Source organism: Flavobacterium sp. LHD-80, assembly GCF_030929605.1.
In the GTDB taxonomy this organism is placed as follows: Bacteria; Bacteroidota; Bacteroidia; order Flavobacteriales; family Flavobacteriaceae; genus Flavobacterium.
This window is the reverse complement of the sequence record NZ_JAVFVS010000005.1, coordinates 260,551-286,306: the sequence shown is the minus strand read 5'-3', so window position 1 is coordinate 286,306 and position 25,756 is coordinate 260,551. Positions and strand designations below refer to the sequence as shown.

Annotated in this window: 19 protein-coding genes; 14 read left to right on the top strand and 5 right to left on the bottom strand. The window is 33.6% G+C overall.

What is annotated here, in order from left to right:
- Positions 1-159: 159 nt before the first annotated feature.
- The 11 genes from RB619_RS09270 to RB619_RS09220 all read left to right on the top strand — a co-directional run bounded on the left by RB619_RS09270 (position 160) and on the right by RB619_RS09220 (position 17,690).
- On the top strand, positions 160-3,486 hold the full coding sequence (locus tag RB619_RS09270) for a SusC/RagA family TonB-linked outer membrane protein (RefSeq protein ID WP_308096665.1): 3,327 nt from the start codon (positions 160-162) through the stop codon (positions 3,484-3,486).
- A gap of 10 nt (positions 3,487-3,496) precedes the next feature.
- Positions 3,497-4,942 carry a RagB/SusD family nutrient uptake outer membrane protein gene (locus tag RB619_RS09265; protein WP_308096663.1) on the top strand — a complete coding sequence of 482 codons (1,446 nt, stop codon included), beginning with the start codon at positions 3,497-3,499 and terminating at the stop codon, positions 4,940-4,942.
- A 16-nt stretch (positions 4,943-4,958) separates the two neighbouring features.
- Entirely contained in the window at positions 4,959-5,732 is a 774-nt protein-coding gene (locus tag RB619_RS09260; protein ID WP_308096661.1) for a DUF4843 domain-containing protein, read from the top strand.
- A 33-nt stretch (positions 5,733-5,765) separates the two neighbouring features.
- Positions 5,766-7,259, top strand: a complete 1,494-nt coding sequence (locus RB619_RS09255; RefSeq protein ID WP_308096659.1) for a PKD-like family lipoprotein — start codon at positions 5,766-5,768, stop codon at positions 7,257-7,259.
- Between the two features lie 73 nt (positions 7,260-7,332).
- Entirely contained in the window at positions 7,333-8,205 is an 873-nt protein-coding gene (locus tag RB619_RS09250; RefSeq protein ID WP_308096657.1) for a thioredoxin fold domain-containing protein, read from the top strand.
- A 6-nt stretch (positions 8,206-8,211) separates the two neighbouring features.
- Positions 8,212-9,684, top strand: a complete 1,473-nt coding sequence (locus RB619_RS09245) for a retropepsin-like aspartic protease (protein ID WP_308096655.1) — start codon at positions 8,212-8,214, stop codon at positions 9,682-9,684.
- Positions 9,685-9,710: 26 nt separating this feature from the next.
- The gene (locus RB619_RS09240; RefSeq protein ID WP_308096652.1) at positions 9,711-11,093 is read left to right on the top strand and encodes a TlpA disulfide reductase family protein; all 1,383 of its coding nucleotides are present in this window, start codon (positions 9,711-9,713) and stop codon (positions 11,091-11,093) included.
- A 31-nt stretch (positions 11,094-11,124) separates the two neighbouring features.
- Positions 11,125-11,580 (top strand): hypothetical protein, encoded by a 456-nt coding sequence (locus RB619_RS09235; protein WP_308096650.1) that lies wholly within the window; start codon positions 11,125-11,127, stop codon positions 11,578-11,580.
- A gap of 48 nt (positions 11,581-11,628) precedes the next feature.
- On the top strand, positions 11,629-14,439 hold the full coding sequence (locus RB619_RS09230) for an insulinase family protein (protein WP_308096648.1): 2,811 nt from the start codon (positions 11,629-11,631) through the stop codon (positions 14,437-14,439).
- Positions 14,440-14,565: 126 nt separating this feature from the next.
- A complete protein-coding gene (locus tag RB619_RS09225) occupies positions 14,566-16,632 on the top strand; it encodes a cytochrome c biogenesis protein CcdA (RefSeq protein ID WP_308096645.1) in 2,067 nt (688 codons plus the stop codon).
- A 431-nt stretch (positions 16,633-17,063) separates the two neighbouring features.
- Positions 17,064-17,690, top strand: coding sequence for a response regulator transcription factor (locus RB619_RS09220; protein ID WP_308096642.1), 627 nt, complete (start codon positions 17,064-17,066; stop codon positions 17,688-17,690).
- On the opposite strand, the gene RB619_RS09215 is transcribed toward RB619_RS09220, so the two are convergent.
- On the bottom strand, positions 17,687-20,698 hold the full coding sequence (locus RB619_RS09215; protein WP_308096639.1) for an ATP-binding protein: 3,012 nt from the start codon (positions 20,696-20,698) through the stop codon (positions 17,687-17,689). The two genes, RB619_RS09220 and RB619_RS09215, sit on opposite strands and share 4 nt — an antisense overlap.
- A 210-nt stretch (positions 20,699-20,908) precedes the next feature.
- Between RB619_RS09215 and RB619_RS09210 the strand changes: the two genes are divergently transcribed.
- Together RB619_RS09210 and RB619_RS09205 are read left to right on the top strand one after the other, a co-directional pair.
- Positions 20,909-21,469 (top strand): NAD(P)-binding domain-containing protein, encoded by a 561-nt coding sequence (locus RB619_RS09210; RefSeq protein ID WP_308096637.1) that lies wholly within the window; start codon positions 20,909-20,911, stop codon positions 21,467-21,469.
- Between the two features lie 246 nt (positions 21,470-21,715).
- Complete coding sequence (locus tag RB619_RS09205; RefSeq protein ID WP_308096634.1) at positions 21,716-22,363, top strand: NAD(P)H-binding protein; 648 nt, start codon at positions 21,716-21,718, stop codon at positions 22,361-22,363.
- Between the two features lie 63 nt (positions 22,364-22,426).
- On the opposite strand, the gene RB619_RS09200 is transcribed toward RB619_RS09205, so the two are convergent.
- From RB619_RS09200 to RB619_RS09190, 3 genes are read right to left on the bottom strand one after another with little or no spacing between them, the layout of a single operon-like run.
- Positions 22,427-22,990, bottom strand: coding sequence for a hypothetical protein (locus tag RB619_RS09200; protein WP_308096632.1), 564 nt, complete (start codon positions 22,988-22,990; stop codon positions 22,427-22,429).
- 17 nt (positions 22,991-23,007) lie between these two features.
- Positions 23,008-23,574, bottom strand: a complete 567-nt coding sequence (locus tag RB619_RS09195; RefSeq protein ID WP_308096630.1) for a cupin domain-containing protein — start codon at positions 23,572-23,574, stop codon at positions 23,008-23,010.
- Entirely contained in the window at positions 23,549-23,806 is a 258-nt protein-coding gene (locus RB619_RS09190) for a 2TM domain-containing protein (protein WP_308096627.1), read from the bottom strand. Before RB619_RS09190 ends, RB619_RS09195 begins: the two co-directional genes overlap by 26 nt.
- 212 nt (positions 23,807-24,018) lie before the next feature.
- Here RB619_RS09190 and RB619_RS09185 point away from each other — a divergent pair, with 212 nt between their 5' ends.
- The gene (locus RB619_RS09185; protein ID WP_308096624.1) at positions 24,019-24,594 is read left to right on the top strand and encodes a Crp/Fnr family transcriptional regulator; all 576 of its coding nucleotides are present in this window, start codon (positions 24,019-24,021) and stop codon (positions 24,592-24,594) included.
- A gap of 1 nt (position 24,595) precedes the next feature.
- Here RB619_RS09185 and RB619_RS09180 read toward each other — a convergent pair whose 3' ends face one another.
- A complete protein-coding gene (locus RB619_RS09180; RefSeq protein ID WP_308096622.1) occupies positions 24,596-25,705 on the bottom strand; it encodes an alkene reductase in 1,110 nt (369 codons plus the stop codon).
- Positions 25,706-25,756 lie beyond the last annotated feature (51 nt).

The window sequence follows — 25,756 nt, the reverse complement described above, 5'->3', positions numbered from 1 at the left end:
GATTAAAGTTCAGACCTCTCACCGTACCGCACTTCATCCCTTTCTGTGTATTAATCAATTAATCATTTTTTAACAACCAACCAATTAACATGTAAATTTATGAAATTTAAATTAACCAGTGCTTATTTCTATATTAGAAATAGGCTAATTATTAACATTATGAGAACTTTTATCTTCTTGTTTTGTACAACAATTTTTGGTTTTTCTCCCGTAAATCTATTTTCGCAAAACACAAAAGTTGTAATTGCTTCTGATAAAACGGTAACTGTCGATGAAGTTTTTGACATTATCAAGCAGCAGACAGATTATACTTTTATTTATCAGGAAGATTTATTTAAAAAATTACCTAAAGTACATTTAAAAAAGGGCAAAATTAAAGTAAATGATTTGCTGGAGGCTAGTTTTCCAAGCAAAAATTTTAATTTCAGTTTTATGAACGGCAACACAATTGTGGTTAAAGAAACTCCAGTTGAAAAAGTGGTCGTAATGCAATCTAAAAATATTGAAATTAGAGGTATTGTTACCAATGAAAAAAAAGAACCTCTGCCTGGTGTAAATATAAAAGTGAAGGGTAGTACTGTGGCTACTCAAACTGATTTTGACGGAAAATATGTGATCATAGCTCCAGAAGAAGGTCAAATTTTGTTTACCTATGTTGGGCATTCTGCACAAATTATATCTGTTAATAAAAGAAAAGTTATCAATGTTGTTTTAGAACAGCAAACCAAAGAACTTGGTGGCGTAACCATAAATACTGGAGTTACAGTTCGTAAAAAGGAGTTGATTACAGGAGCAGTTTCTACTTTCAAAGGTGAAGAATTAAGACAAGTTTCTACTCAAAACGTTGTTCAGGCTTTAAAAACTTTAGATCCTTCTTTTATGGTTTTGAATAATAATATTGCAGGTTCAAACCCAAATGTTTTGCCAGTAATCGAGGTTAGAGGACAGACTAGTTTGTCTGTTAATCAGGTTAATGACCGTTTTAAAGAAGATCCAAATCAGCCTTTGTTTATTTTGGACGGATTCCCAACGACATTACAGCAGGTTGTTGATTTGGATATTAACAGAATTGCAAATATTACGTTGCTTAAAGATGCCGCTTCTACAGCTTTATACGGTTCGCGTTCTGCAAACGGAGTGGTTGTTATTGAAACGAACAAGCCTGTAGCAGGAAAATTACAAATCTCGTACGTTTATAACTCATCTTATGAATTGGCAGATTTAAGCGTTTATAATTTAATGAATGCCGAGCAAAAATTAGAATTTGAAAGACTTTCTAAAGCTTATGTCGTACCGCGTCTTGGTGATTATGCGCAACAATTTAAATGGGACGAAGTTTACAACAAACGTCTAGCCAATGTGCGCCGAGGTATTGATACCTATTGGCTGAGCGAACCTATTCAAATGGGAATTACTTCTGGTCATAGTTTGGCAATTGGCGGAGGATCAGACGAATTTAGATTTAATCTTGCTGGAAATTACAAATCGCTGTCAGGAACTATGAAAGGTTCTGAACACAATACTTGGGGATATAATGCGAATTTGATTTACAGAAAGAAAAAAGTAAGTTTTAATAATAACTTCTTTATTTCTGGAGGAAATAATCAGGAATCTCCTTATGGTTCTTTTTCTACTTGGGCAAAAGCGAGTCCGTATTATGAGAAATACAATGAAAATGGCGTTCCAACACGTTATATGGACGGAACCAACATTCCGGTTGGAAAACCAATCGTAAATGATTATGTAAATCAGGCAGAAAACCCTTTGTATAATGTTCGTTTAAACAGTTATGACAAAGGTGTAGATTTTAATTTCACAAATAACTTTGCTGTAAATTATGATATAAATCCTCATATCAAAACAACTGCAGCAATATCAGTTTCAAGATTACAGACGACATCAACAAAATTTATTTCGCCAGATAACACACAATTTATTTCGGATATTCCAACCGAAAAAGGAAGTTATGAGAGAAAAGATTATCTGACTAATAAATGGAATGGAAATATTGGAGGAACTTATTCAAATGTTTTCAATAATGTTCACTCGGTTAATTACACTTTGAGAGCTTCAGCTTTAGAGACAAGATATGGATATTATGGTTCAACTTTAAGAGGTTTTCCACTAGGTGTTCCAGGTAATCCTAATTTCGCTTTTGGATTTGAAGCGAATTCAAAACCAGAAACGTACAGCGAAATGGTGCGAAGCGTCGATTTAACCAATCAGCTAAATTATGCTTACAATAGAAAATATTTGCTTGATTTGACGCATACGATTTCTGGCGCAACCAATTTTGGAACAAATAAAAAATATTCGCCATACTACGGAATTGGTATTGGTTGGAATATGAACTACGAATTCAACATGAACGAGGATATCGTTAATATCTTGAAACTTCGTGCAAATTTTGGTCAGACAGGAAATCAAAATCTTGTGGGATTTGCATCTCATGATATTTATACTTACGATCCTAATACTAATATTTTTGGAGCCGGATTAAACGTTTCACAATTGGCAAACGTAAATCTGGAGCCTCAAAAAACAAAAGATTTGTCTCTAGGATTAGATTTGGCAATGTTTAGAAACAGGCTTACAGCTACTTTGGGAGCATACAGACGCCGAACTTCACCACAAATTGTTGAGATCGATCTTGCGGCTTCAACGGGTGTTACCGCTTATCCTTTAAATATTGGATATATAACGACTCAAGGTTTAGAACTTAAAGCCAATTATACAATCATAAATAATGCTAAGGCTAATTTTTATTGGGGAGTTGGATTAACAGCTACTACAAATGAAAATGAATTAGGAGGCTTTAATAATGCACTTGCTTCATTGAATGACGCCGCTAAAAAAACGACAAGTTTGACAAGATTTTACGATGGAGCCAGTACAAATGATCTTTGGGCAGTGCCTTCTTTAGGAATTGATCCGGCTACAGGAAGAGAAGTTTTCTTGAAGAAAAATGGACAAACGACTTTTATTCTAGATAAAAATGATGAAAGAATCATGGGGAATTCAAGAGAAATTGCAACGGGTGTTTTTTCTACAAGTGTCAATTACGGAAATTTCAGTTTAGGAGTATTCATTCGTTACAGTTTTGGAGCAGACCGATTTAATACTGCTTTATATGACAAAGTCGAAAACATCAGCTCAAGTACCATTTTTAATAACCAAGATGCCAGAGCTTTTACTGACCGCTGGACAACTCCAGGACAAATGGCGCAGTTTAAAGCGATCAGCTTGACAAATGAAACGCCGATTTCTTCCCGCTTCATTCAAAAAGATGATTATATCTCTGGTGAATCACTTCGTTTAGGATACCGTGTAACTAATAGAGCATGGCTTAATAAATCAGGATTAGCTGGTTTAGCATTCAACGCCTATGCAAATGAGTTTTTTAGAGTTTCTACTATAAAAGCGGAGCGAGGTATTGAGTATCCTTTTTCAAGAATTTATTCTTTAAGTATAAACGTATCATTTTAATACAGCAATTATGAAAAAGTATTTAAATAAAATAGCATTCATCATCTTGATTTCATTGGCAGCTTCAAGCTGTAGTGATTTCTTGGATGTAACGCCTCAAGACAAAATTTTAGAAAGTCAAATATTTGATAATGAAGCTGGAATGCAAAATGTGCACAACGGACTTTATTTAAGTCTTGTATCTGATGATCTTTACGGACGACAGCTTACAATGGACGCAGTCGAAATTTTGGGACAGCAGTACAATATGACAAACAATCTTAATAAAAGTAAAATCGCCTCTTATTCGTATACAGAAAATCATCCAAAATTAGTGTTTTCAAATATTTGGGAATCAGGATATAAAACGATTTTGTTTGCCAATAAATTTTTAGAAAGCATGGACGAGCATGCGGGAATTGTTTCAAAAGAAAAAGCAGATCTTTTAAAAGGGGAAACCTACGGAATAAGAGCAATGCTGCATTTTGATATGCTGCGTTTGTATGGACCAATTTACAAAGTTGATCCCTCTCTTCCTGCAATTCCGTATTATGAAAATGCTGTTACAGCAAATCAGCCTCTGATTTCGGCAAAAGATGTTGTGGCTAAGATTCTGGCTGATCTAGATAAAGCCTTAGAATTACTTCAAAAAGATCCAATTCTGACTTCAGGAAAATATAACGCAACAACCGATTTTGATGCTAATCCGTATTATTCTGCAAATAGAGGTTTGCGTATGAATTATTTAGCGGTAAAATGTCTTAAAGCACGTGTATTGTTATATTCTGGAGACAAAACGAAAGCTTCTGCAGTAGCAAACGAAGTAATTAATTTTGTTAAAACGACGTCTTTTTTTCCTTGGACTCCATTTTTAGAAGCTACAAATGCAGCAAATCCGGATCGTATTTTTTCATCAGAAAACTTTTTCGCTTTAAGCGATTACAGATTGTATTTGAAACAAAAGGCTTTATTTGATTATAATCTAGCCAATGAAGCTATTTATGCGCCTTTGTTAAGCAGATTGACTGCCGTTTTTGAATCAAATGATAATGATTATAGAAGTTTGCCAAGTTGGAAAATTCCTGTTGTAGGGGGTAAAACGCAAAAGACTTTTTATAAATATGAAGATGTAGAGAATAAAACGAGATTATTTCGTTTTCAGATTCCTATGTTCCGACTTTCAGAGATGTATTTGATTGCTGCAGAAACAGCGCCAGTGGCTGCAGATGGAATATCCTATTTAAATACGCTTCGTTTTAACCGTGGTTTGACCAATCTTGCGGCGACGGCAAATGTTACTACAGAAGTTACTAAAGAGTATAAAAAAGAATTTATTGGCGAGGGACAGCTTTTCTTTTATTACAAAAGAATAAATAGTGCTACAGTTCCTAACGGTTCAGCAGCTTCTGGAACCATAGCAATGGGTGCGCTTCAATATGTTGTGCCATTGCCGGATATTGAAGTTAATTTCCAATAATTTAAAACAAAGCAACATGAAAAAAATAGTGATTTTAAGCATATTGTTATTATCTATTTTAGGTTTGGCTTCATGCGATCAAGACGGAATTGAAACGTATAGCGGAAGCGACAGTATTTATTTTGCGCCTTCAGTTTATGGAATTTCTGATGGTGCCACTACAGCAATAACAGATAGTATTGGACTAACCTTTGCTTTAGACAAAGCTGAAATTGTAGGTCGAACTTATAATATTCCAGTTCGAGTGCAAGGAAAAAGCAGCGATGTAGATCGAAAAGTAAAAGTGGTTATCGATCCAAAAAGCACCGCCATTGCTGGAACTCATTTTAAAATTCCCGAAAATTTTGTAATTCCTGCTGGAACGGTAGTAAACGATCTTCCTGTGACGATTAACAGAACTGCAGATATGAAGCAAAAAGGCTTCTTGCTCATTTTGAATTTAGAAGAGAATGAATCATTCAATACGAATATGAAAAGCAGAGTAATAAATAAGCTGACCAATAAATCAATAAGCTTTATTACGTTCAAACTTTCTATTGATGATAAATTGACACAGCCAATTGGCTGGTATGTACCTTATTTAGGCGTCTTTTCGGCAAAGAAATTCTTCCTGATGTGCGAATTGATTCATTTAGAACCAGCAATGTTCAATCAGAAATTGGGTTCAATAGGACTTTCTATTCCTGATATTATGTATTATCAAGCTTTTATGAAACGTTATCTTGCTGATCAAAAAGCATCTGGCAATACTGTTTATGAAGAAGATGGGAAAGAAATGGTCTTTCCTTAAAAATCATTTAGTAAATTTTAAAAATAGAACATTATGTTAAAAAATATAAAGATTCAATTTCTTCTATCATTGATGCTGGTTTTAACTTATAGCTGTGCTGAGGATGAAGGGAATTATGACTACAATGCGATAAATGAAATTAAGGCAAGCGGTATCGAAGAAGCTTACACGGTTTATACGGGTGATAACTTTAAAATAACACCTAACTTGAATCCTACTTTAGACGATGGCAGCAATGCAGACCGCTATACTTACGAATGGGTTGCGCTTAATCCTTCTAAACTTTTAGCAGAATCAAGAACGCTTCTTGGAACGGCCAAAAATTTTGATGGTGTCATAAAATTGGCGCCTGGTAAATACAATGTATATTATTTTGTTAAAGATAAAGTTACAGGCGTGACTTGGCAGCAAGTTCCTTTTGTTTTAAATGTGGTTTCTGCGATTTATGAGGGCTGGATGGTGATTGGAAATGTAAACGAAAAGGCTCGTCTTGATATGGTTTCAATTGTGCCAGGTGTTGCACAACCAAGAATTATTACGGATGTTTTAGATGCTTCAGGTTCTGCTTTAAAATTAACGGGAAAAGCTGTAGATGTTTCTTGTTTTGGAGGTGCCGTGTATACTACTTCTGCTTATGGAATTTATGTAACTACTACAGAAAATGGTACCGCCAGACTTGATCCAGATTCTTTTGCGTGGACTCAGTCGCAAAATTTGGCTTACGAAACTTTGGGAGGTTCATTCCCAACCAACTTTGGAGTTGATTTTATGGAAACTCCAGGAGCGGGTAGTGAAAATTTTATTTACAGCAAAGGCGACATATTTTATTATTATCGTACTTATAATATAAAATACGGTTTGCCTCAAAACATTTTAGAGACTGATACAAAAACTTTTTATGCTGCTCCTTTTATAGCTTCGAATAGTGGATCTATTGCGGCACCGGTTTTCTTTAATAATGATACCCGCAGTTTTGTTCGTTTTAATTATTCAAAAGGGAATTGCTCCGCAATGCCGCCTGTTACGGGATCTGCAACAACTTTAGATTGGAACAATACAAACTGCAATCTAATTTACATGACGACTTCTGGTTTTAATGGTTATGAGAATTTTGCAGTTTTAAAAAATCGATCAACAGGAAAATACTATTTACTGCGTTTCTCTCAAGGTCTGATTCAGAGTTATTACAAAGAAATCTTGAATGCGCCAGAATTTGATAAAGCGACAAAATTTGCTGTAAGTCCAGATTCAGGATATTTATTTTACGCGGCCGGAGGCAAAGTGTATGAATATGACAACGGAACCCAATCGGCTAAATTGATGATTAATAAAGGTATCGAAGAAATAACATATATTGCTTTCAATCCTTTAGCAAAAAATGCAGACAAGAAGTTAATTGTGGGCAGTTATGGAACTTCGGGCACATTAGAGCTTTATACAGTTCCTCCTGTAAACGGCGATTTAATATTAACTAATAAATATGAGGGCTTATGCAAAATCGTTGATGTTGCATACCGCCGCAGATAATCTAAAACTTAAAAAAAAAGCCGAATGAAGTTTGAATTTCATTCTTCATTCGGTTTCTTAACAATCACATTTTATGAAACGATTTATCAAAATCGCAAGCGCAGTTTTGCTGCTTGCCTGTCCTTCTATTGCCTTAAAAGCACACGCACAATCTACCGAAGAAAGCTGGGAACAAGCTAAAAAACAAGCTCAAACGGAGAAAAAATTAATTTTTGTCGATTTGTATTTCACTGGCTGTATGCCGTGTGCACAAATGGACAAAGACGTATTTCCAGATCCAAAAGTAGCTGCAGTTTTAAGTAAAGATTTTGTCACTTTCAAATCGGATATCTTAAAAGAAGAAATCGGAAAAAAATTATGCATGAAATATGGCGTTACCGGATTTCCAACTTTTTTATTCCTGAATTCTGATGGAAAAGTGATTGATATTGAAAGTGGATTTCAAAGTGTAGAGCAGTTAACGGCATTACTTCAAAATGCAAAAGAGGCTGCTAAAAAAGGCGTATTTAAAAAATACAGTCCACAAATTGAGGAAAAAGAGTATCCAGAGTTTTATGCACAGGCTTATTTAGCAAACAAAAGAAACGTTTCTTTTGAAACTGCCGATGCATATTTAAAGGCGCAGCCTTCATTAACTGCCGAAGTTCCATTTGTAATTATTACTGGATTGCGAATTGGCCGTCAATATGATGATTTTTATTTGAAAAATGCAAAACAGCTTTATAAAGATTATGGCTCTGGAAGTGTTTCAAATCATGTATTTACCATTTTGCAACGCAAGAAAAAGGAGTTTGAAAAAACGAATGATTTAGCAGGTTTCAAAAAACTTTTAGAAGAAATGAAACCACTTTATTCTGCAGAAGATTGGACAAAATTTGAAGGCATTTTATTGAAAGATTTTGGAGCTACAAAAACTGCAAACAATCCCTATACTTTACAAAAGTAATTCGAAATGAAAAAGATATTCTTGTTTTCAATCCTGATTTTTGGATGCGCAGTTTACGCTCAAAACAGCGTTCAAAAATCTATTGAATCTTTCGAAAAAGCTTTTCAAAATAAAAGCTACAGCGAAATGAAAAATCTTCTGGCGCCCGAGTTTTCTGTGGGCGCTGGAGATTCTTCTTCAAATGAATTTTATTTGAACACAATTTTTAATGCTTTTCCGGTTTTAGATTCAATTCAAACTGGAAAATCGGTGACAATTAAAAATGAAACTTTTGTTTTGGCCGATTTTTGTTTCAATGGAAAAGAAAAAAAGCCAACGCAAATTGTTTTCAATTCAGAGAACAAAATCTTGTATGTAACTTTTTTCGATGGTTTGTATAGAGTCGACCGAAATGCACAAGTTAAAGAAGTAGCCAGTATTCCGTTCCAAATTATCGAAAACGGAATCGCTATTAAAATCAAATTAAACAAAGCCGATCGTGAGTTTTTAATGCTCTTTGATACCGGCGCAGACGGAATGGCTTTGAATCCTGACAGCGCTTACAAAGCCGGAGTTGTGGTTACCAAAAGTAAATCGGCGTCTGTGGTTGGCGGAAGTCAGCAAGTGCAGTATTCGGCAGATAACACGATTTATATTGGTGATCAGGTTTTAAAAAATCAAGGTTTGGTCATTTTTCCAAAACATGGCGTTTATGACGGATTATTTGGTGCCAATTTGCTTCGAAATTATATCACATCTGTCAATTTTGATACGATGACAATTGACTTGTACAATTTTGGAAATTTCAATTATTGGGGAAAAGCAAAACCATTAGTTTTTGATTATAAATCGGGGCTTCCGGTAGTAAAAATGAATCTGACTTTTGAAGATAAAAAAACAGTCGAAGGCAATTTCACTTTTGATACTGGCGCTGGTTATGATTTAATTGCTTACGGACCTTTTAATCATAAAAATAATCTGGAGGGAAGTTTAAAAACCGAATATACATCGGTCAATTACAGTTTAGGAAAACAGACAAAAATTGTTGGCGGTGCAATTCCAAATATTGCGATTAACGGAAATAATTTTCCAGATATAACTATCGCACTTCAGGAATATGATGAAGCCAATAAAAATTGGGCTTTCGCCGATGGATCTTTGGGAATTGATTTAATAAAACGTTTCAATTTTACGATCGATGTATTGCACAAGACAGTTTATTTAGAACCAAATAAAAGCTTCAAAAAGAAGCCTTCATTTTATTTCGCTGGACTTGATTTAGAATTTGACGAGAACCAGAATATTTTAGTAAAACGAATTATAGATCAGCAGAACGAAGATTTAAAGAAAGTAAAAATTGGCGCAAAAGTCACTCAAATTAATGATTTTGAAGCTAAAGATTTACTGAAACCAGAAAATCTTAAAAAGCTAAAAGAAACCAAAGAAAGCAAAGATTTGATTATTGAACAAGATGATCAGTCGCTTCGAATTTCAATTTAAACATCAAACAAAAAACAATAAATATCATGAAAAAACACATTTTTTATTTCATTTTGACCGTGTTTACGGCTCAAATGAGTTTTGCGACGAGCATTTCAGAATATGCAGTAATTAAAGGAACCATTTCGATTCCAGATTTTATTGCAAAAGAAGTTACGCTTTACAATGTTGAAGAAGGAAAGCCAGCCGTTGCTGCTACCGCTAAAGTTAATTCGCTGGGGGAGTTTGGCTTTATGACACCAGTTTCAGCTGCTGGCTTTTATTATGTTGATTATGGCCAATTTAAATCTAGAAACCAGTTAATTCGTTTGTATTTAGAGCCAAAATTAGACATCAATTTGGTTATCAATAAAGAGAATTATGTTTTAAGCGGAAAAAATGTTGGAAAGAATGATTTGGTTCAAAAAGCAAATGAAATCTACAATGAATTTGCTCCCTTTTCGAGACTTGGAACAAATATTACTTATGTAGATTTTTATCCTTGGATCGATAAAGGTTTGGCAAAAGCGAATGAATTCTCAAAATCAATCAAAACCAAAGATGCTACATTTGATAAGTTATTAAAATTAGCAGTAGCAACAGATGTTGAAGAACTTACATATACTTTTTTCAGAATGCCAAGAAGTGCATTTCCTGCTAAAGATGATTGTCCGGCTGTTATAAAAACTTGGCAGGCAGATAAAAAATTCACTGATCCAGATTTATTGAAACTGCAAAATGGAGTTTCTCTAATGTCAAATTATTTCTTTTATGTGACGATGAATTCTGGTGATGCGCCAAAACGTTTAGATTTAGTAGAAGCAATAACACACATAACAGATCCGGCTTTAAAAGATGTTTATTTACGTGATGCTGTTGCAACATCAAGAATGAAAATTGAAGAATATGAAAAAGTAGCGCCAAGCATTAAACCGTTTATGATTTCTGCTGCAAGCAAAACATTTTTAGTAGAATACGAAAAAGTACTTCATAAAAGTGTAGGTCAAAAAGGACTTGAATTTACATATAACGACGTTAACGATAAACCGGTTTCGTTCTCAGATTTCAAAGGAAAATTTGTTTACATCGATTTATGGGCAACTTGGTGCGGACCTTGTAAAGCTGAGATTCCTCATATGAAAAAAATCGAGGAAGATTATCACGGAAAAAATATTGTATTTGTAAGTCTTTCTTTGGATAAACCAAAAGACGCTCAAAAATGGAAAGATTTTGTGACTAAAGAGCAATTAAAAGGAATTCAGTTAATGGCCGACAAAGATTTCAGTTCTGATGTGGCTAAAAATTATGATGTAAATGCGATTCCGAGATTTTTGTTGTTTGACACAAAAGGAAACATCATCAATGCCGATGCGCTTCGTCCTTCAAATCCTGAGTTGAGAGTGCAGTTGGATAAATTGTTGAAAGGTTAAAAAGTGTTTGGTTCAAATATTTTCTAAAGCATTGAAATCGATTCTACCGTTTTTTTTAATAGTAATTATTTTGCTTCTCTCAGGGCCTGCTTATTCTCAAAGTTATGAGCAGATAAAAAAACTTGACACAATATATATACCTTTTAAAGAAGGAAAGTATAATGTTAAGATTAATTTTCCTGTGGAAAGGGATGGGTTTAAAAATAGACGTTATGTTTTTAATAAAAACAAGAAAAATGTTTACAATTTTGAATTCAAGAAAAATGCAAGTCAAGCTTTTGAAAAACAGATTATTAATAAAACTTTTTTAAAGAGATATAAAGGAAAAATTGTGAAAATTAATTCCTTAGAAAAATTTGATGATCAAGATATACAATGTGAATTGTTCAATAGATCCAAAGTCTTTTACATTCTAGATTTTTCAGAAAATAAAAAAGGTATTAAATATAGAGTCATTTTTATTAATATGTGTAATGTTAGAGAATGAAATAGCTGAAGATAACAACTAATGGTATAAAAAAACAATTATAAATAAATGAAGAATTTAGTAGCAATATTTGTAATGCTAACGGGTTGTATATTTTCTGGTTACGCCCAAAATTACAAAGCAAATGACCCAATCGCGGTCAATCAGAAAATAAAAAAAGGCGTTTTGCCAAACGGAATGACGTATTATATTTATCCGACTGAGGTTAATAAAAATACAGCAAGTTATTACATCATTCAAAATGTGGGTTCTATTTTAGAAAATGACCAACAGAAAGGTTTGGCGCATTTTCTGGAACACATGGCATTTAACGGAACCAAACATTTTGAAGGAAAGGGAATCTTGAATACACTCCAAAAACAAGGAGCGGTTTTTGGGAAAAATATCAATGCATACACCAGCACAGACGAAACGGTTTACAATTTAGATAATATTCCGTCAAAAGATGGTGGAGTGGTTGATACTTGTTTACTGGTTTTGCACGATTGGTCTAATTTCTTGTCTTTAACAAATGAAGAAATCGATGCCGAGCGCGGTGTAATTACCGAAGAATGGCGTACAAGACAAAATGCAAGAGCAAGAATTTACAATCAGCTTGCGCCGTATTATTACAACAATTCGCTTTATGCAGACCGCATGCCAATTGGTGATATGGAAATCATAAAAAACTTTAAATATCAGGTTTTAAAAGATTTTTATAAAGATTGGTACCGACCAGATTTACAGGCAATCGCTATTGTTGGTGATATCAATGCTGATGAAGTTGAAACAAAAATCAAAAAACTTTTTGCTGATATTCCAACGCCAATAAATCCTAAAAAACGTTTTGAAATTGCCATTCCAGAAAGAGCAGAACCAGCTTTTAAATTGGCTTTGGATAAAGAAATTTCGGCTTCGAATATTAATTTCATGGTTCGTCATACGGCTGAAAAACCAACAGGAACTTTTGCCGATTTAGAAAAATCGACGCAACGAAGCATTGCTTTCGGAATCATAAACAATCGTTTATCTGAAATGGCTCAGAAACAAGAATGTCCTTTTAAAGGCGCTCAAATTGGATACCAAAAGTATTCGCGTCTGAATGATGTTTTTGTTTTAGGCTTAAGTCCAAAACCGGGAAAACAAGCTGAAGCTTTTGAGGCTGTTATGAACGAATGGGTTCGCGCTTATAAATTTGGTTTTTCAAAAGGAGAAATAGAAAGAGCGGCTAAAGAAACGATTTCTGGTTATGAAAATTATTTAGAAAAAATAAATGAGATTTCGCACAAACAAGTAATCGGAATGGTAAAAGACGATTATTTGAACCACGAAGTAATTGCAGATCCTGCAGTAGAATTTGAAATGACAAAAAGCATTTTGAAAAATATCGACAGTAAAATGTTGCAAGATCAAGTTGCTAAATTATACACCAAAGAAAACCGTGTTGTAACAGTAACTGGAGTAGAAGGCGAAGAAAATTTAATGCAGGAAAAAGCATTTGATATCATTCAGAAAGCAGAAAATGATGCTTCTTTACAGCCTTATGCTGATACTTTTGTTTCTAAATCACTTATGGATGGAATAGATTTAAAGCCAGGTAAAATAGTATCGGAAAAAGAAACTAAAGAAATTGGCGCGACTACATATGTCTTAAGTAATGGCGTAAAAGTGCATTATAAATTTGCTGATAAAAATAAAAAAACGATTAGTCTTCAGGCAGATAGTTATGGAGGAACTTCTTTGTATGACGGTAATGATATGCCATCAGCTCAACGTTGCACAGACTTTGCTATGATGTCGGGATTAGGTTCATTTTCAGATACTGATTTAGAGAAAATATTAAAAGGAAAAATAGTTAGTTCTGGTGTTGGAATTAGCCCTATGTCTGAATTTGTATCAGCGTCAGCTAATGTGAAAGACATTGAAACAATGATGCAGTTAGTTTATTTGCGATTTGAGAGACCAAGATTTGATCAGGAGAAATTTTTATTGATGAAACAAAGATTTCAAAACTTTCTAAAAAATAAAGAAAAAGATATCAATTCAAAAATGTCAGATAGCGTGTCAGTTGCTGTATACGGGAAAAATAATCCGCGAGTATACTCAATAGACCAAAAGTACATTGATGATTTGTCTTTTGATAAAATGAAAGCAATTTATGAAGATAGATTTTCTGATATTTCGAATTTCGAGTTTAATATAGTTGGAGATATTCAGCCGGAGGTTCTAAAGCCATTTTTAGAAAAATACATCGCTAGTATTGAGGGGATCAAACGCAAGGAGAATTTCAAAGACAAAACTGCTAAAATGATTTCTGACAAAATTGATAAAGAAATTTTTATCAAAATGGAAACTCCCAAAAGTGCAGTAAAAATATACTATAGTAACAAGATTGCTTATTCTGAAAAGAATAAAATTTTAGCTTCTTTTTTTGGTGATATTTTGACTTTAAGATATACAGAAAGTCTTCGTGAAAAGGAAGGCGGTACGTATGGGGCATATGTAGTGTGTGTCGCTACAAAATACCCTTCTCCTAAGGCTAAACTTGAAATTTCGTTTGATTGTGATGCAAACAGAGTAGATCATTTAGTCCCTATTGTTTATCAAGAAATGGATAAAATCAAAAAGGGTGAAATCGTTGCTGAAGATTTGGAGAAAACTAGAACAAATTATTTGAAAACTAAAGCGGATAGTAAAAATTTTAATAAATATACAAGCGACTTGCTTTACAATTATTTTAGGGAAAACTACAATATGGATGATCCTAAAAATTATGAAGATATTGTAAAGTCAATTACTGCAAAGGATATTCAGAATTTTGCGAATTCGTTTTTAAACAAAGCCGATTCGTATCAAATCGTTTTCAAACCCTTAAAATAATCTACTAGAATTTAATTTGTACTTCCGGAATCAATTAATATTTTGAATTAGTAAGCATTGTTAATTGCAACGGATTAAACAGGGGGTTGTTTTTGCTATTCAGCCCTCTTTTATAAAAAATTACCCATGAACAAGAACAAATTTTTAGTGAGTCTTCTGTTGTTGTTCACCATAATGGTGCAGGCACAGATATATAATCCGATAAAATGGAAAACCAGCGTTCAAAAAATTTCAGATACTGAATACGAATTGCAGGCAAAAGCCATCATAGAAAGTGGTTGGCATTTATACAGCCAAAATGTTGCTGACGGAGGGCCAATTCCAACTCATTTTACTTTTACAAAAACACCAGAATTTAAATTAAATGGCGATGTAAAAGAAGAAAAAGGACAAACGATCAACGATCCTGTTTTTAAAATGCAGATTACGTTTTTTGAAAAAGAAACCACTTTTAGACAACGTATAAAACTTGCCGGAAATAAACCTTTTAAAATTAAAGCAGAGGTTGAATTTATGGTTTGCAATGATGAAAATTGTTTGCCACCAAGTTACGATTCACTTGAATTTTCTGTAAGTCCATCAACAGCAACTGTTGCAGTTGTTGAAGAAACCGTTATTGAAGCAACGTCAGAAAAGATAGTATCTGATTCAACTGCAATCGATGAAGTTCAAGCCGAACCAATCGCAGTAAAAGAACCAATTGTAATTGCTAAACCGGTGATCACAAAAAAGAATAATAAAGCCGAATTAGATAATTTGTGGACGATTTTTATATTGTCTTTTTTCTCTGGTTTTGCTGCATTGCTTACGCCTTGCGTTTTCCCAATGATTCCTATGACAGTGAGCTTTTTTACCAAACAAAGCAAAACAAAATCGCAAGGAATTAGAAAAGCCGTTTTTTACGGAATTTTTATCATCACCATTTACATTTTTCTGGGTGCAGTTGTAACTTGGGCTTTTGGTGCCGATTCATTAAATGCGATGTCTACAAATGTCTGGTTTAATGTTATTTTCTTTTTGCTTTTAGTAATTTTTGCACTGTCGTTTTTAGGCGCTTTTGAAATTATGCTTCCAAATTCGCTTGCAAATAAAGTAGACAGCCAAGCAGATAAAGGCGGTATTGTGGGTATATTGTTCATGGCTTTGGCATTGGCAATTGTTTCATTTTCTTGTACTGGCCCAATTGTAGGCACATTATTAGTCGAAGCGGCTTCTCGAGGCGGTGTTGCACCTTTTGTGGGAATGTTTGGTTTTTCTTTTGCTTTGGCTTTGCCTTTTACCTTATTTGCTGCTTTTCCGGGTTGGTTGAATTCATTGCCAAAATCGGGTGGATGGCTGAACTCAGTAAAAGTGTTTTTAGGATTTTTAGAATTGGCTTTGGCGTTTAAATTTTTATCAAATGCCGATTTGGTGCTGCAATTGCATTTACTAGAAAGAGAAACCTTTATCGCGATCTGGATTGCCATTTTCACAGCGCTTACTTTGTATTTATTTGGAAAAATACAATTGCCTCATGACAGCCCGGTGTCACATATCAGCGTTGGGAGATTAGGTTTAGGAATTATTGTTTTGTCATTTACTATTTATTTGATTCCTGGTATTTGGGGCGCACCTTTAAAATTGATCAGCGGTTTTCCGCCGCCGTTGAATTACAGTGAGATTCCGAATGGCTTTGGAACAAATTCAGATGAAATGACTTCAAAACTGCCAGATGGAGCTGAATTAGGCCCTCATAATATTGTTGCCTTTACTGATTATGATAAGGGAATGGCATACGCCAAAAAAATGGGAAAACCGGTTATGCTTGATTTTACCGGACATGCCTGTGTAAATTGCCGTAAAATGGAAGACAATGTATGGTCTGATGATAAAGTGCTCAAGGTTTTGAAAGATGATGTTGTTCTTATTTCTTTATATGTTGATGATAAAAGAGAACTGGCTTCAAATGAGCAAGTTGTATCTGAGTTAACGGGAAAAAAGATTAAATATATTGGGCAAAAATGGAGTGAGTTTCAAACCATTAAATACAAAACCAATGCACAACCTTTTTATGTTTTGGTAAACAATGAAGGCGAATCACTAAACGAATCGTCGGCCTATAATCCAGATATTGAGGATTACCTTAATTGGTTAAACATCGGAGTTTCTAATTTTAGAAATAATCAATCAGATATGCAGTTAACACAGTTTTAGCGTAAAGAGTCTTTATTTTAATTTTTATTTTTTGTTAAGCAAGGTTAAATTGCAAAAGAGGAATAGTGTAATAGCTATTCCTTTTTTTGTTTCAAAAAGTCATGAAACCAATTAAAATCACGGTTGCAAAACATGGAAGATTTTGATGCTTATATGGTCTGGAAACTAGTTAAAATTTCTGTTTTTTAGTTTGTTAACTTTGAGTTTTTAAAAATTTTTTACCGCAAATTGCGCAAATTACCACAAATTAATTTGCGAAAATTTGTGTAATTTGTGGTTAAAATAAGCTTTTTCAGACCTAGCTAATTTAAGACTACGAACAAAACATCTGAGATAAATCCAAAGCGGTTCATTTTTTTTGAAAAATATCGTTCTAAAATATTCACTTGTTTAAAAAATAGTATTTATTTTGGCGGTGAATATATTTATGTATGAAGCAAATTTTAATTGTCGATGATCATTTAGTGGTTCGCAATGGAGTATCCATGGTTTTGGAGAAACAAATCGAAAACGTAGAAATTTCAAATGCCGAAAATTTCTTTGAAGCTGTTGCCCTTTTAAGGGAAAAGCCTTTTTGTATGGTTCTTTTGGATATTAATATTCCGGGCGGAAAAAGCACCGAAATGATCAGTGATATTAGAGCGATTCAGCCTGCAGTTAAAATTCTTGTTTTTTCGGCTCACGAAGAAGATCAATATGCACTTCAGTATATTTCGGCTGGTGCAAACGGATATCTGAACAAACTTTGCAGTGAAGAAAAAATGATGTTTGCTATAAAATCTGTTTTTGAAACTTCGTCTTATATTTCTCCAGAACTGGTGAGTAAATTATTGGAAGTAAGAACAGCAAAAAAGACAAGAAATCCTCTTGAAACCTTATCAAAAAGAGAACTTCAAATTGCCGAAATGCTGATAAATGGCAACGGAAATCTTGAAATTTCAAACATGCTTAATATTCACATGTCAACAGTAAGTACTTATAAGGCAAGGCTTTTTGAAAAACTTAAAATCACAAACTTAGTTGAACTTATTAATCTTTTCAAAACTTTCGAATATTAGTCGTATTCCACCATTATTTCAATTGCAGTTCCATGGTTAAGTTCGCTTGTAATATTGATATTTCCTTCAATAATCAGCAAAAGTTCAATAATCATGTGCAATCCTAAATGATAGTTTTTGACAATAGGTTTTTTGTAAAATTCTAAATAATAATTAATAAGCTCAGGACTCATTCCTTTTCCATTATCAATAATGGTGAGTAAAAGCGTATTGTTTTTTGTCCCTGAAAATAGTTCTACGTGACCATTTGATGTGTTTTTTAGCGCATTATCGACAAGATTATGCACAATGATAGGAAGCGCTTTTTTATTCGTTCTGATTCGTAGATTAGGATCTACGCTGTTGATCATTTCTATATTTTCAGCTTCGGCAATTTTTTCAAAAATATCAAATTTTTCCTCGATCAGATCGTATAATGAGTAACTGTGATCTTCCAATTTTTTTCCTTCAATAAAAATAGAGGAGTATTTAATTAGATTTTCAACATATTCATACAGCTGTGTAGTCGACATTTTAATTGTTCCTACATGTTTTTTTAACTTCGAATCGTCTTGAATTATTTCATTTTCAAATAAATGCGTGATCGAGTTTGTCAAGAATTTTAAAGGGCTTTTGATATCGTGGCTTATACTTTTAACCAGTGTTTCTTGTTGCTTTATTTCTTGCTTTAGATTACTTTTTGTTTTCTGTAGTTTTTTAACTGTCGCTGCCAGTTTTTTTGTTTTTATATCAATAACCTGTTGCAATTTTATGCTCTTTCTTTTGATATAATACAATCGTACATACCAAAGTGAAATGATAAAAGCAATCAATAAAACATAATTCAAGATTGTAAACCAGATTGTTTGATAAAATTTAGCTGGAACTTTGAGTAAAATTCGTTTATAAACGTACTCAGAGTCAAAGTCAGATAAACTTCTGATTGTCAGTTTGTATTCCCCTGGTGGTAACGTGGTAAATGATATTGATCTTTCATTTTTAATACGTTCCCAACGACTATTTGCCGTTTTTTCAAGCTTTGCTTCAATATGTAAATTTTCAGGATTTCCATAATACGGGTAAGCAATTAAAATGCTAACTCTTTGAAAATTATTTGGCAATACAATCGTATCATTTGACTGAACTGGCTTTTGATCAACAATTACTTTATCTATATAAAGATCTCTGCCAGGAAACAACGGGACTACATTATAAGGATTAAAAAATACAAAACCATTGATTGACGGTAAAACAATATTGTCATTTTTAAGAAGATTGCTGTTGGGCTGGCAACCACCGTTGAATTCATTTGTTAAAAAACCATCTGATTTGTTGTATTGATGATAATAGATAGGACCCGATTTATTCTTATTATACTTAATTAAAGTTTTTCTGGACACTTGAAAAAGACCTTTGTTGGTCGGAATCCAGAAAAAACCTTTTTTATCTTCAATTATAGAATGAGCTGAATTTAGATAATTGTCTTCGTCTTTCGGAAAAGAATGGAACATTTTATTATCATACAAAAAGAAGCCTTTTTCGTAAGTAGTCAGCCATATTTTTTTCTGACTGTCAATGAATAAGCTTCTGATATTTATTTTTTCAGAACCTTTTATGAAAAATAGTTTTCGCTCTTTTTTATTAAATCTGAAAAGACCTTTTTCAGTTCCAAAGTACAGGATATCTTTGTCATATTGTGCAATAAAAGTAATCTTGCTTTTTAATATAGCAATCAAAGAAACTTTTCCATTTTTGATGCTATATAATTTTGCATTATTAAACTCATCTTCACTCAAACTTACCCAGATTGTATTATCTTGATCTTTAAATATGACCTTTGGGTTTTGATTGAATTTATAAACAATTGACTTTTTGTAATTGGTACTTTTTAAAAAACAAAGAACATTGTACAAACGGGCAATCCAGATATTTTTGTTTTCGTCCAAAGCGAGCGTAATTTTCTCATCTAAAAAAACAGTTTTTGGAAAAACAATACTATCAAGAAACTTTTTGTTATTGAATATTAATCCTCTAGGCGTGATTATGGTGCTGTCGCTAAAAGCATGAGCGGCATAATAAACTTCCGAATTTTTAGAGTCTTTTTTAACCGATTTAAAAACGGGAAAATTAATAATACACAAACCGTCTGTACTGCTTCCTAAGTATACTTTTCTATTGATTTGGTCGTAATAAATCGAAATAATATTGCTTTTTTCAAAGTCTTTGAATTCAACAATTAGTTTTGCAGAAAGCTGGTTGTTATGTTCTCTTAGAAAATAGACTTTATTTTTAATAGAGAAAAAAATCTGGTGCGTGGTTATGTTCCAAAAAAGATTACGTTTAGCAGTAAAAATACTTGGATCTAATGAGCCAGAAGATTTTCCTGACTCCGAAAAACTGTCGTATTTACCATCTTCATTTAGATAATAAAGTGTATTTGCAGTGGCAAAAAAATTAAAGACGTTATTATTTTTATAAGCGATTTTATAGATGCTTTTCATTTTAGCATCACATAACTCAATAGTTTTAGAATCTATAAAAAAGATATTTCCGTTAGATAATTTGATATAATAGGGCTCAAACGGATCAATTGTAACGTAGGAAGGCAATCCGTCGTGAAAGAAAAAATATTGACCATTTCTAGTGATATTAAGTGCTTCACCCCTTTTCTTGATAATCTTTACTTTTCGTTGATTAATCAATGCCAGCTCTTTTTTTCCTTGATTATAAGCGGTCAGACTATCTGTTTGAATACTTCCAAAAATATCTGTAAAACGACTTTGTTCCAATGAAGTATTAGATGAATTGAAAGCAGTAAAAACGTTACCGTCATAACGAACGATTCCGTTTTCTGTTGTCATCCAAATAAAATTGTATTTATCAGCAACGATTGCCTTTATACTGCTTTGAGGCAATTCGTTATTGTCAGCAGTATACCATCTGAAAGAATAGTTTTCTTGGCAAAAACCTTTGCCTGCAACAAACAGCAGCAGCAACCAATAATAACGAAAAGTGGGCAATAACGTCATTTTTGAAATCAGATTTATAGCACAAACATAACAAACAAAATCAAGAATTTTTGATTTGTAGTTTTAAATCTACAAAAATGTAGGTTTATTGGTACGCTCTTGCAATTCAATCGATTGCATATAGAATTATATTTGTAATGCTAACAAATTTTACTTTAACGATTTAAGAATTTTTTTATAAAATCAAAGTAGATTAAAAACGAAAAAATTATGAAAATTGGATTTATTGGAGTTTGCCGAACAACTATGGATTTAGCAGCAAGAGCAGCCAAATCAGGACATCAAGTATTAATTAGTCATACACGAAGCAACAATCACGTACGGGATCTTGTTGGAATGATGGAAGGTAAAGTAAAATTAGTAAGCAGACGGGAAGCTGCAGAAGCAAAAATGCTTGTAGTATTTGTGCCTCGGGAAGATATCCAGCTTTTTTTGTCTGATCTGCCTGATATGTCAGAAAAAATACTGCTTCATGCAAACAATCCAATTTATAGTTTAGAATGTCTTGCACCAAGCTTAAATTTGAAATCATCTGGCGAAATTATTGCGTCGCTTTTGCCAGAAGCACATATAGTTAAAATACACAATATTGTCGATTCTGAAATTCAGGTATCGCCAAAGAAAGTACAATCTGGAAATGAATTGTTTTATACTGGAGCAAATAAGGAAGCAAAAAACAAGGTGAAAAGCTTTTTAAAAACCTTGAATTTTTTGGGAATTGATTTTGACGAAATGTACCTTGAGACAAAATTCGCTTATTCTCCAAACTAATTAAAAGTCAGTAAAAAAAGGGAAGGTTTCTTATAATTTGTTGAGTTTATTGGGGGTTATTTTTTAGATTTTGAATTTAAAAACTGCTTTAAAAAAAGCAGTTTTTTTTTGTTTATAATAGTAGTCTTTATGAGTTTATTTGAAAGTCTGCTTATTTCAAGATTGAAATTCTTTTTTTCATTAAATTTAGTCTCAAATTAAATTTTTCCAAAGAAAGAAATCTAATCTTTAAACTTCTATTTTAATATGAAAGCATTAGTAATTGGAGCTACAGGCGCAACGGGAAAAGAATTGGTAGAACAGCTTCTCGGAAATGATGATTATAGTTCTGTCTCTATTTTTGTGCGTCGTGCAACAGGAAAATCGCATCCTAAATTGGCAGAACATATTGTGAATTTTTCAGAAATAAATCAGTTCAAAGATTTAATAAATGGAGATGTGCTGTTTTCGTGCCTCGGAACAACATTAAAAGATGCAGGCTCAAAAGAAAATCAATGGAAAATTGATTATGATATTCCTGCAGATTTTGCAGTAGCGGCTAAAAATAATGAAGTGACATCTTTTGTTTTGGTTTCTTCTTATGGAGCTTCGGCAAAGAGCAGTGTTTTTTATTCTAAAATGAAAGGACAACTAGAAGATTTTATTGCTGATCTTCATTTTGAACAATATTTAATTTTCAGACCCGGTCCGCTGATTAGAGAAAATACAGATCGTTTAGGCGAAAAGATTTCTATTAAAATAATAAAAGCACTTAATGTAATAGGACTTTTCAATAATCTAAAACCAATTACAACTTCGCTTTTGGCAGAAAAATTAATTATTGGCGCCAAAGAACTTCCGTCAGGAAAAACTATTCTGGAACTTAAATCGATTTTTAATTTACATCAATCATAATTTAAAAAGCCTTGAAATTTACTTTTTCAAGGCTTTTTAAATAAAGGAACTTATGATTTCTATTTAATTTTCTGGCGCAGGAACATCAAAACCATTTAAAATCATTGCCAGAAAGCTGTAAGAGCCAATCAAGAATATAAGTTCAGCGACACCATCTCTTCCAAGTAAATCTTTCCCCAAGTTATAAGCGGCATCGGGAACAATTTTACCTTTTGCTAAAACAGAAGCAATTTCAAAAGCTATGGCTTCTTCCTGATTCAATTCTGTCGGACGATTTCCTGATGCTAATGATGCAACAGCTTCCGCAGAGAAACCAAGATGTTTTGCCATGATTTCGTGTGCATAAAGTTCAAAACGAGCTCCATATGTTGCACCAACTGTTAGAATGGCAACTTCTCTGACTTTTTTAGAAAGCGTTGCATGATTGTCTAATGAACGTACAAAACTTAAAGCGGGAACTCCAAATTGCGGAAAAGCAAGCATAGGAGGGAACGGGCCTGTTAAAGCACCTTCATCATTTGTCATAGAAACCGGGCCTTGGCTATGTGTGATGAGTTTGAAAATTTCATCGTGCACATAACGAACTTCGGGAGTCATTGTTTCGGGTTTTATAGGATTTACTCGCATGGCTTTGTTTATTGAAATTAAAGTAGTTTTTCGTCAAATTTTCCATCAATCAGAATAAATACAACACGGCATATTTTTCCGGATTTATTGCTCCAAGCATGATTTGTGCCTCGCTGTATGATAATGTCGCCGGCTTTTGCAATGGTTTCGCCTCGATCAACAATTAAGGTAAGTTCGCCTTCAAGAACAATTCCGTAATCAATGGTTTCTGTTTTGTGCATCAATGGATGCGGTGCATCTTCATCTGCTTTTGAAGCGTGTTCGCCTTTCATTGTTTTAAAATGCTCAAAAGCTTGCTCTTTAGTAAGATTTCGAATTTCATCACTTTCGGGCGGAAAATCAATAACTCGAATTCTTGTGCCTTGTTTTGGTGGACCTAATGTTAGTGCGTTTTCCTCTGGATTTGTTTCACTGTCAATGAATGCTGGAGTTTGTTGTGTGTTCCAAATTTCGTGAAACTTAGCACCGTTTGGTCCGCCAACCATATACGTGCGAGAAGGCACTTCGTTTGATACTATAATGGCTTTTCCATCAGCATCATGACCGGTTACAATGCGCTTAAATGCTGTAAGATTTGTTTCCATGACCAAAAGATTTAGTATTATTTTTTTTGAATACAAATACGCCTAAATAGTGAAAAACGACTCCCACTGCCCATGCTGGAGTTGACCAAAGTGGCCAAGGATAAGTTGTGCTGGTTAGGTACCAAACAATAAATACAATTGGGGTAACTAATAAAAATACAAGAAGATGGATTCTAAATCCTAGTTTTGGATTCTTGTTTGATTTTGCTTCGATGTTGAATGTGGTTTTCATGATTAAGTTTTTTTAATTATTTAGTAATAGATTAATTTTAAAATGTTGTAAATTATTGTTTTTCAGCTTATTTACATGACAAAGGTAGCGCCGTAATTTTGCAGATACCGTTGACTTTGGTTAAGAACGAATGATTAATATTTAGAATCAGATTTTGTACTTAGCAGAATTAAATCTAATTTTAAATACTTATTTCTCTTAAAATCAGTATTATGGATGCGCTTAAAAATGTGATTACATCAATTGTGCCTATGTCTGACGCGGAGTATGATTTGATGCTCCCAATAATTGGCCACATGGATGTAAAAAAAGATACCGACCTTTTACAGCAAGGTGAAATATGCCGTCATATCTATTTTATTGAAAGTGGTTTTTTCAGAATGTTTTATGTGGATTATAAAGGAAACGAAATCAACAGCAGATTTGCAAAAGCAAATGATTTTCTGGTTGATTTCGCTAGTTTTATCACGCAAGGAACTGCTCATTACAGTTGCAGAGCGATGGAAGATTCGAAAGTAATTGTTTTAGAATATGAGAAAGTAGAACGTTTATATGACACTTGTCCAAATTGGTCAAAATTTGGAAGACTTATTGCCGAATCTGCTTATTTGATTATTATTGAACGACAGGAAATGCTTCATTTTCAAACACCAGAAGAGCGCTACAAGACCATTTTGAAAAAAGAACCTTATCTTTTTCAATTAGTGTCGCAAAATCAGCTTTCGTCGTACATTGGCATTAAACCAGAATCCTTAAGCCGACTTCGAAAAAGAATGATTGGCAAGTAAATTAAGCGACTTCTAGTTCTTTATACGTTTTCCAATCCGTATAACCGTGATTTCCCAAACCGTAATGTAAATTTCTGTTTGGTGGCGTTAGTTCCCAATTGTTTTCTAAACGTTCAACCAAATCAGGATTTGAGATAAATGGTTCACCAAAACCTGCAATATCGATAATTCCGGCGTTTATAAGTTTTTCAGATTTTTCTCTGTCCATACTTCCTGCTAAAATTATAACACCATCGTACCAAGAACGAAAACGCTCCAAAAATCCGTCAGGCAATGCGTGGCTTCCTTTTGACTGCTGATCCATTAAATGTAAATAGGCAAGATTTCTTTTTGATAATTCTTTTGCCAAATACTGATAAGTGGCTTCGATTTCATCATAATGAGGCAAATCGCCTAAACCGCCGTATGGTGTAAGTCGGATGGCAGTTTTTTCGTGCCCAACAGTTGCAATAACGGCATCAACAGCTTCTAATAAAAATCGGGATCTGTTTTCAATACTGCCTCCATATTCATCAGAACGATTATTCACAAACGGATTTAAAAATTGTTCGATCAAATAACCATTGGCTCCATGAAGTTCAACGCCGTCAAAACCGGCATCGATTGCATTTTTAGCAGCATTTGCAAAGTCTTTTACAATTTGCTTAACTTCTAAACTTGAAAGCGCTCTTGGTTTAGAAGAAATTACTGGGCCTTCTTTTCCATTTTCATCGTAACCCCAAGCAAAAGAACTTGTCGCCTGAATATCTGACGGACCAACAGGAGCAATTCCGCCCGGCTGATTGGATGTGTGGGAAACTCGGCCAACATGCCATAATTGTGTAAATATGGTACTTCCTTTTTCATGTACCGCTTTAGTAACTTTTTTCCAGCCTTCTATTTGCTCTTGAGTATATAAACCTGGAATATAAAGAACTCCTTTTGCGGTATCAGAAATTGCTGTTCCTTCGGTAATAATTAATACGGCTCCGGTGCGCTGTGCGTAATATTTTGCATTATCATTATTCGGAATTCCGTCTGCATTTCTCGCTCTTGTCATTGGAGCCATTGAAATACGGTTTTTTAGTTGTAAAGAACCTAAAGAAGCAGGTTCAAAAATATTTATTTTCATTATTTAATAAGTTGTTTTGTTTGAATAACGGAAACTGAAAGTTCAGTTTCC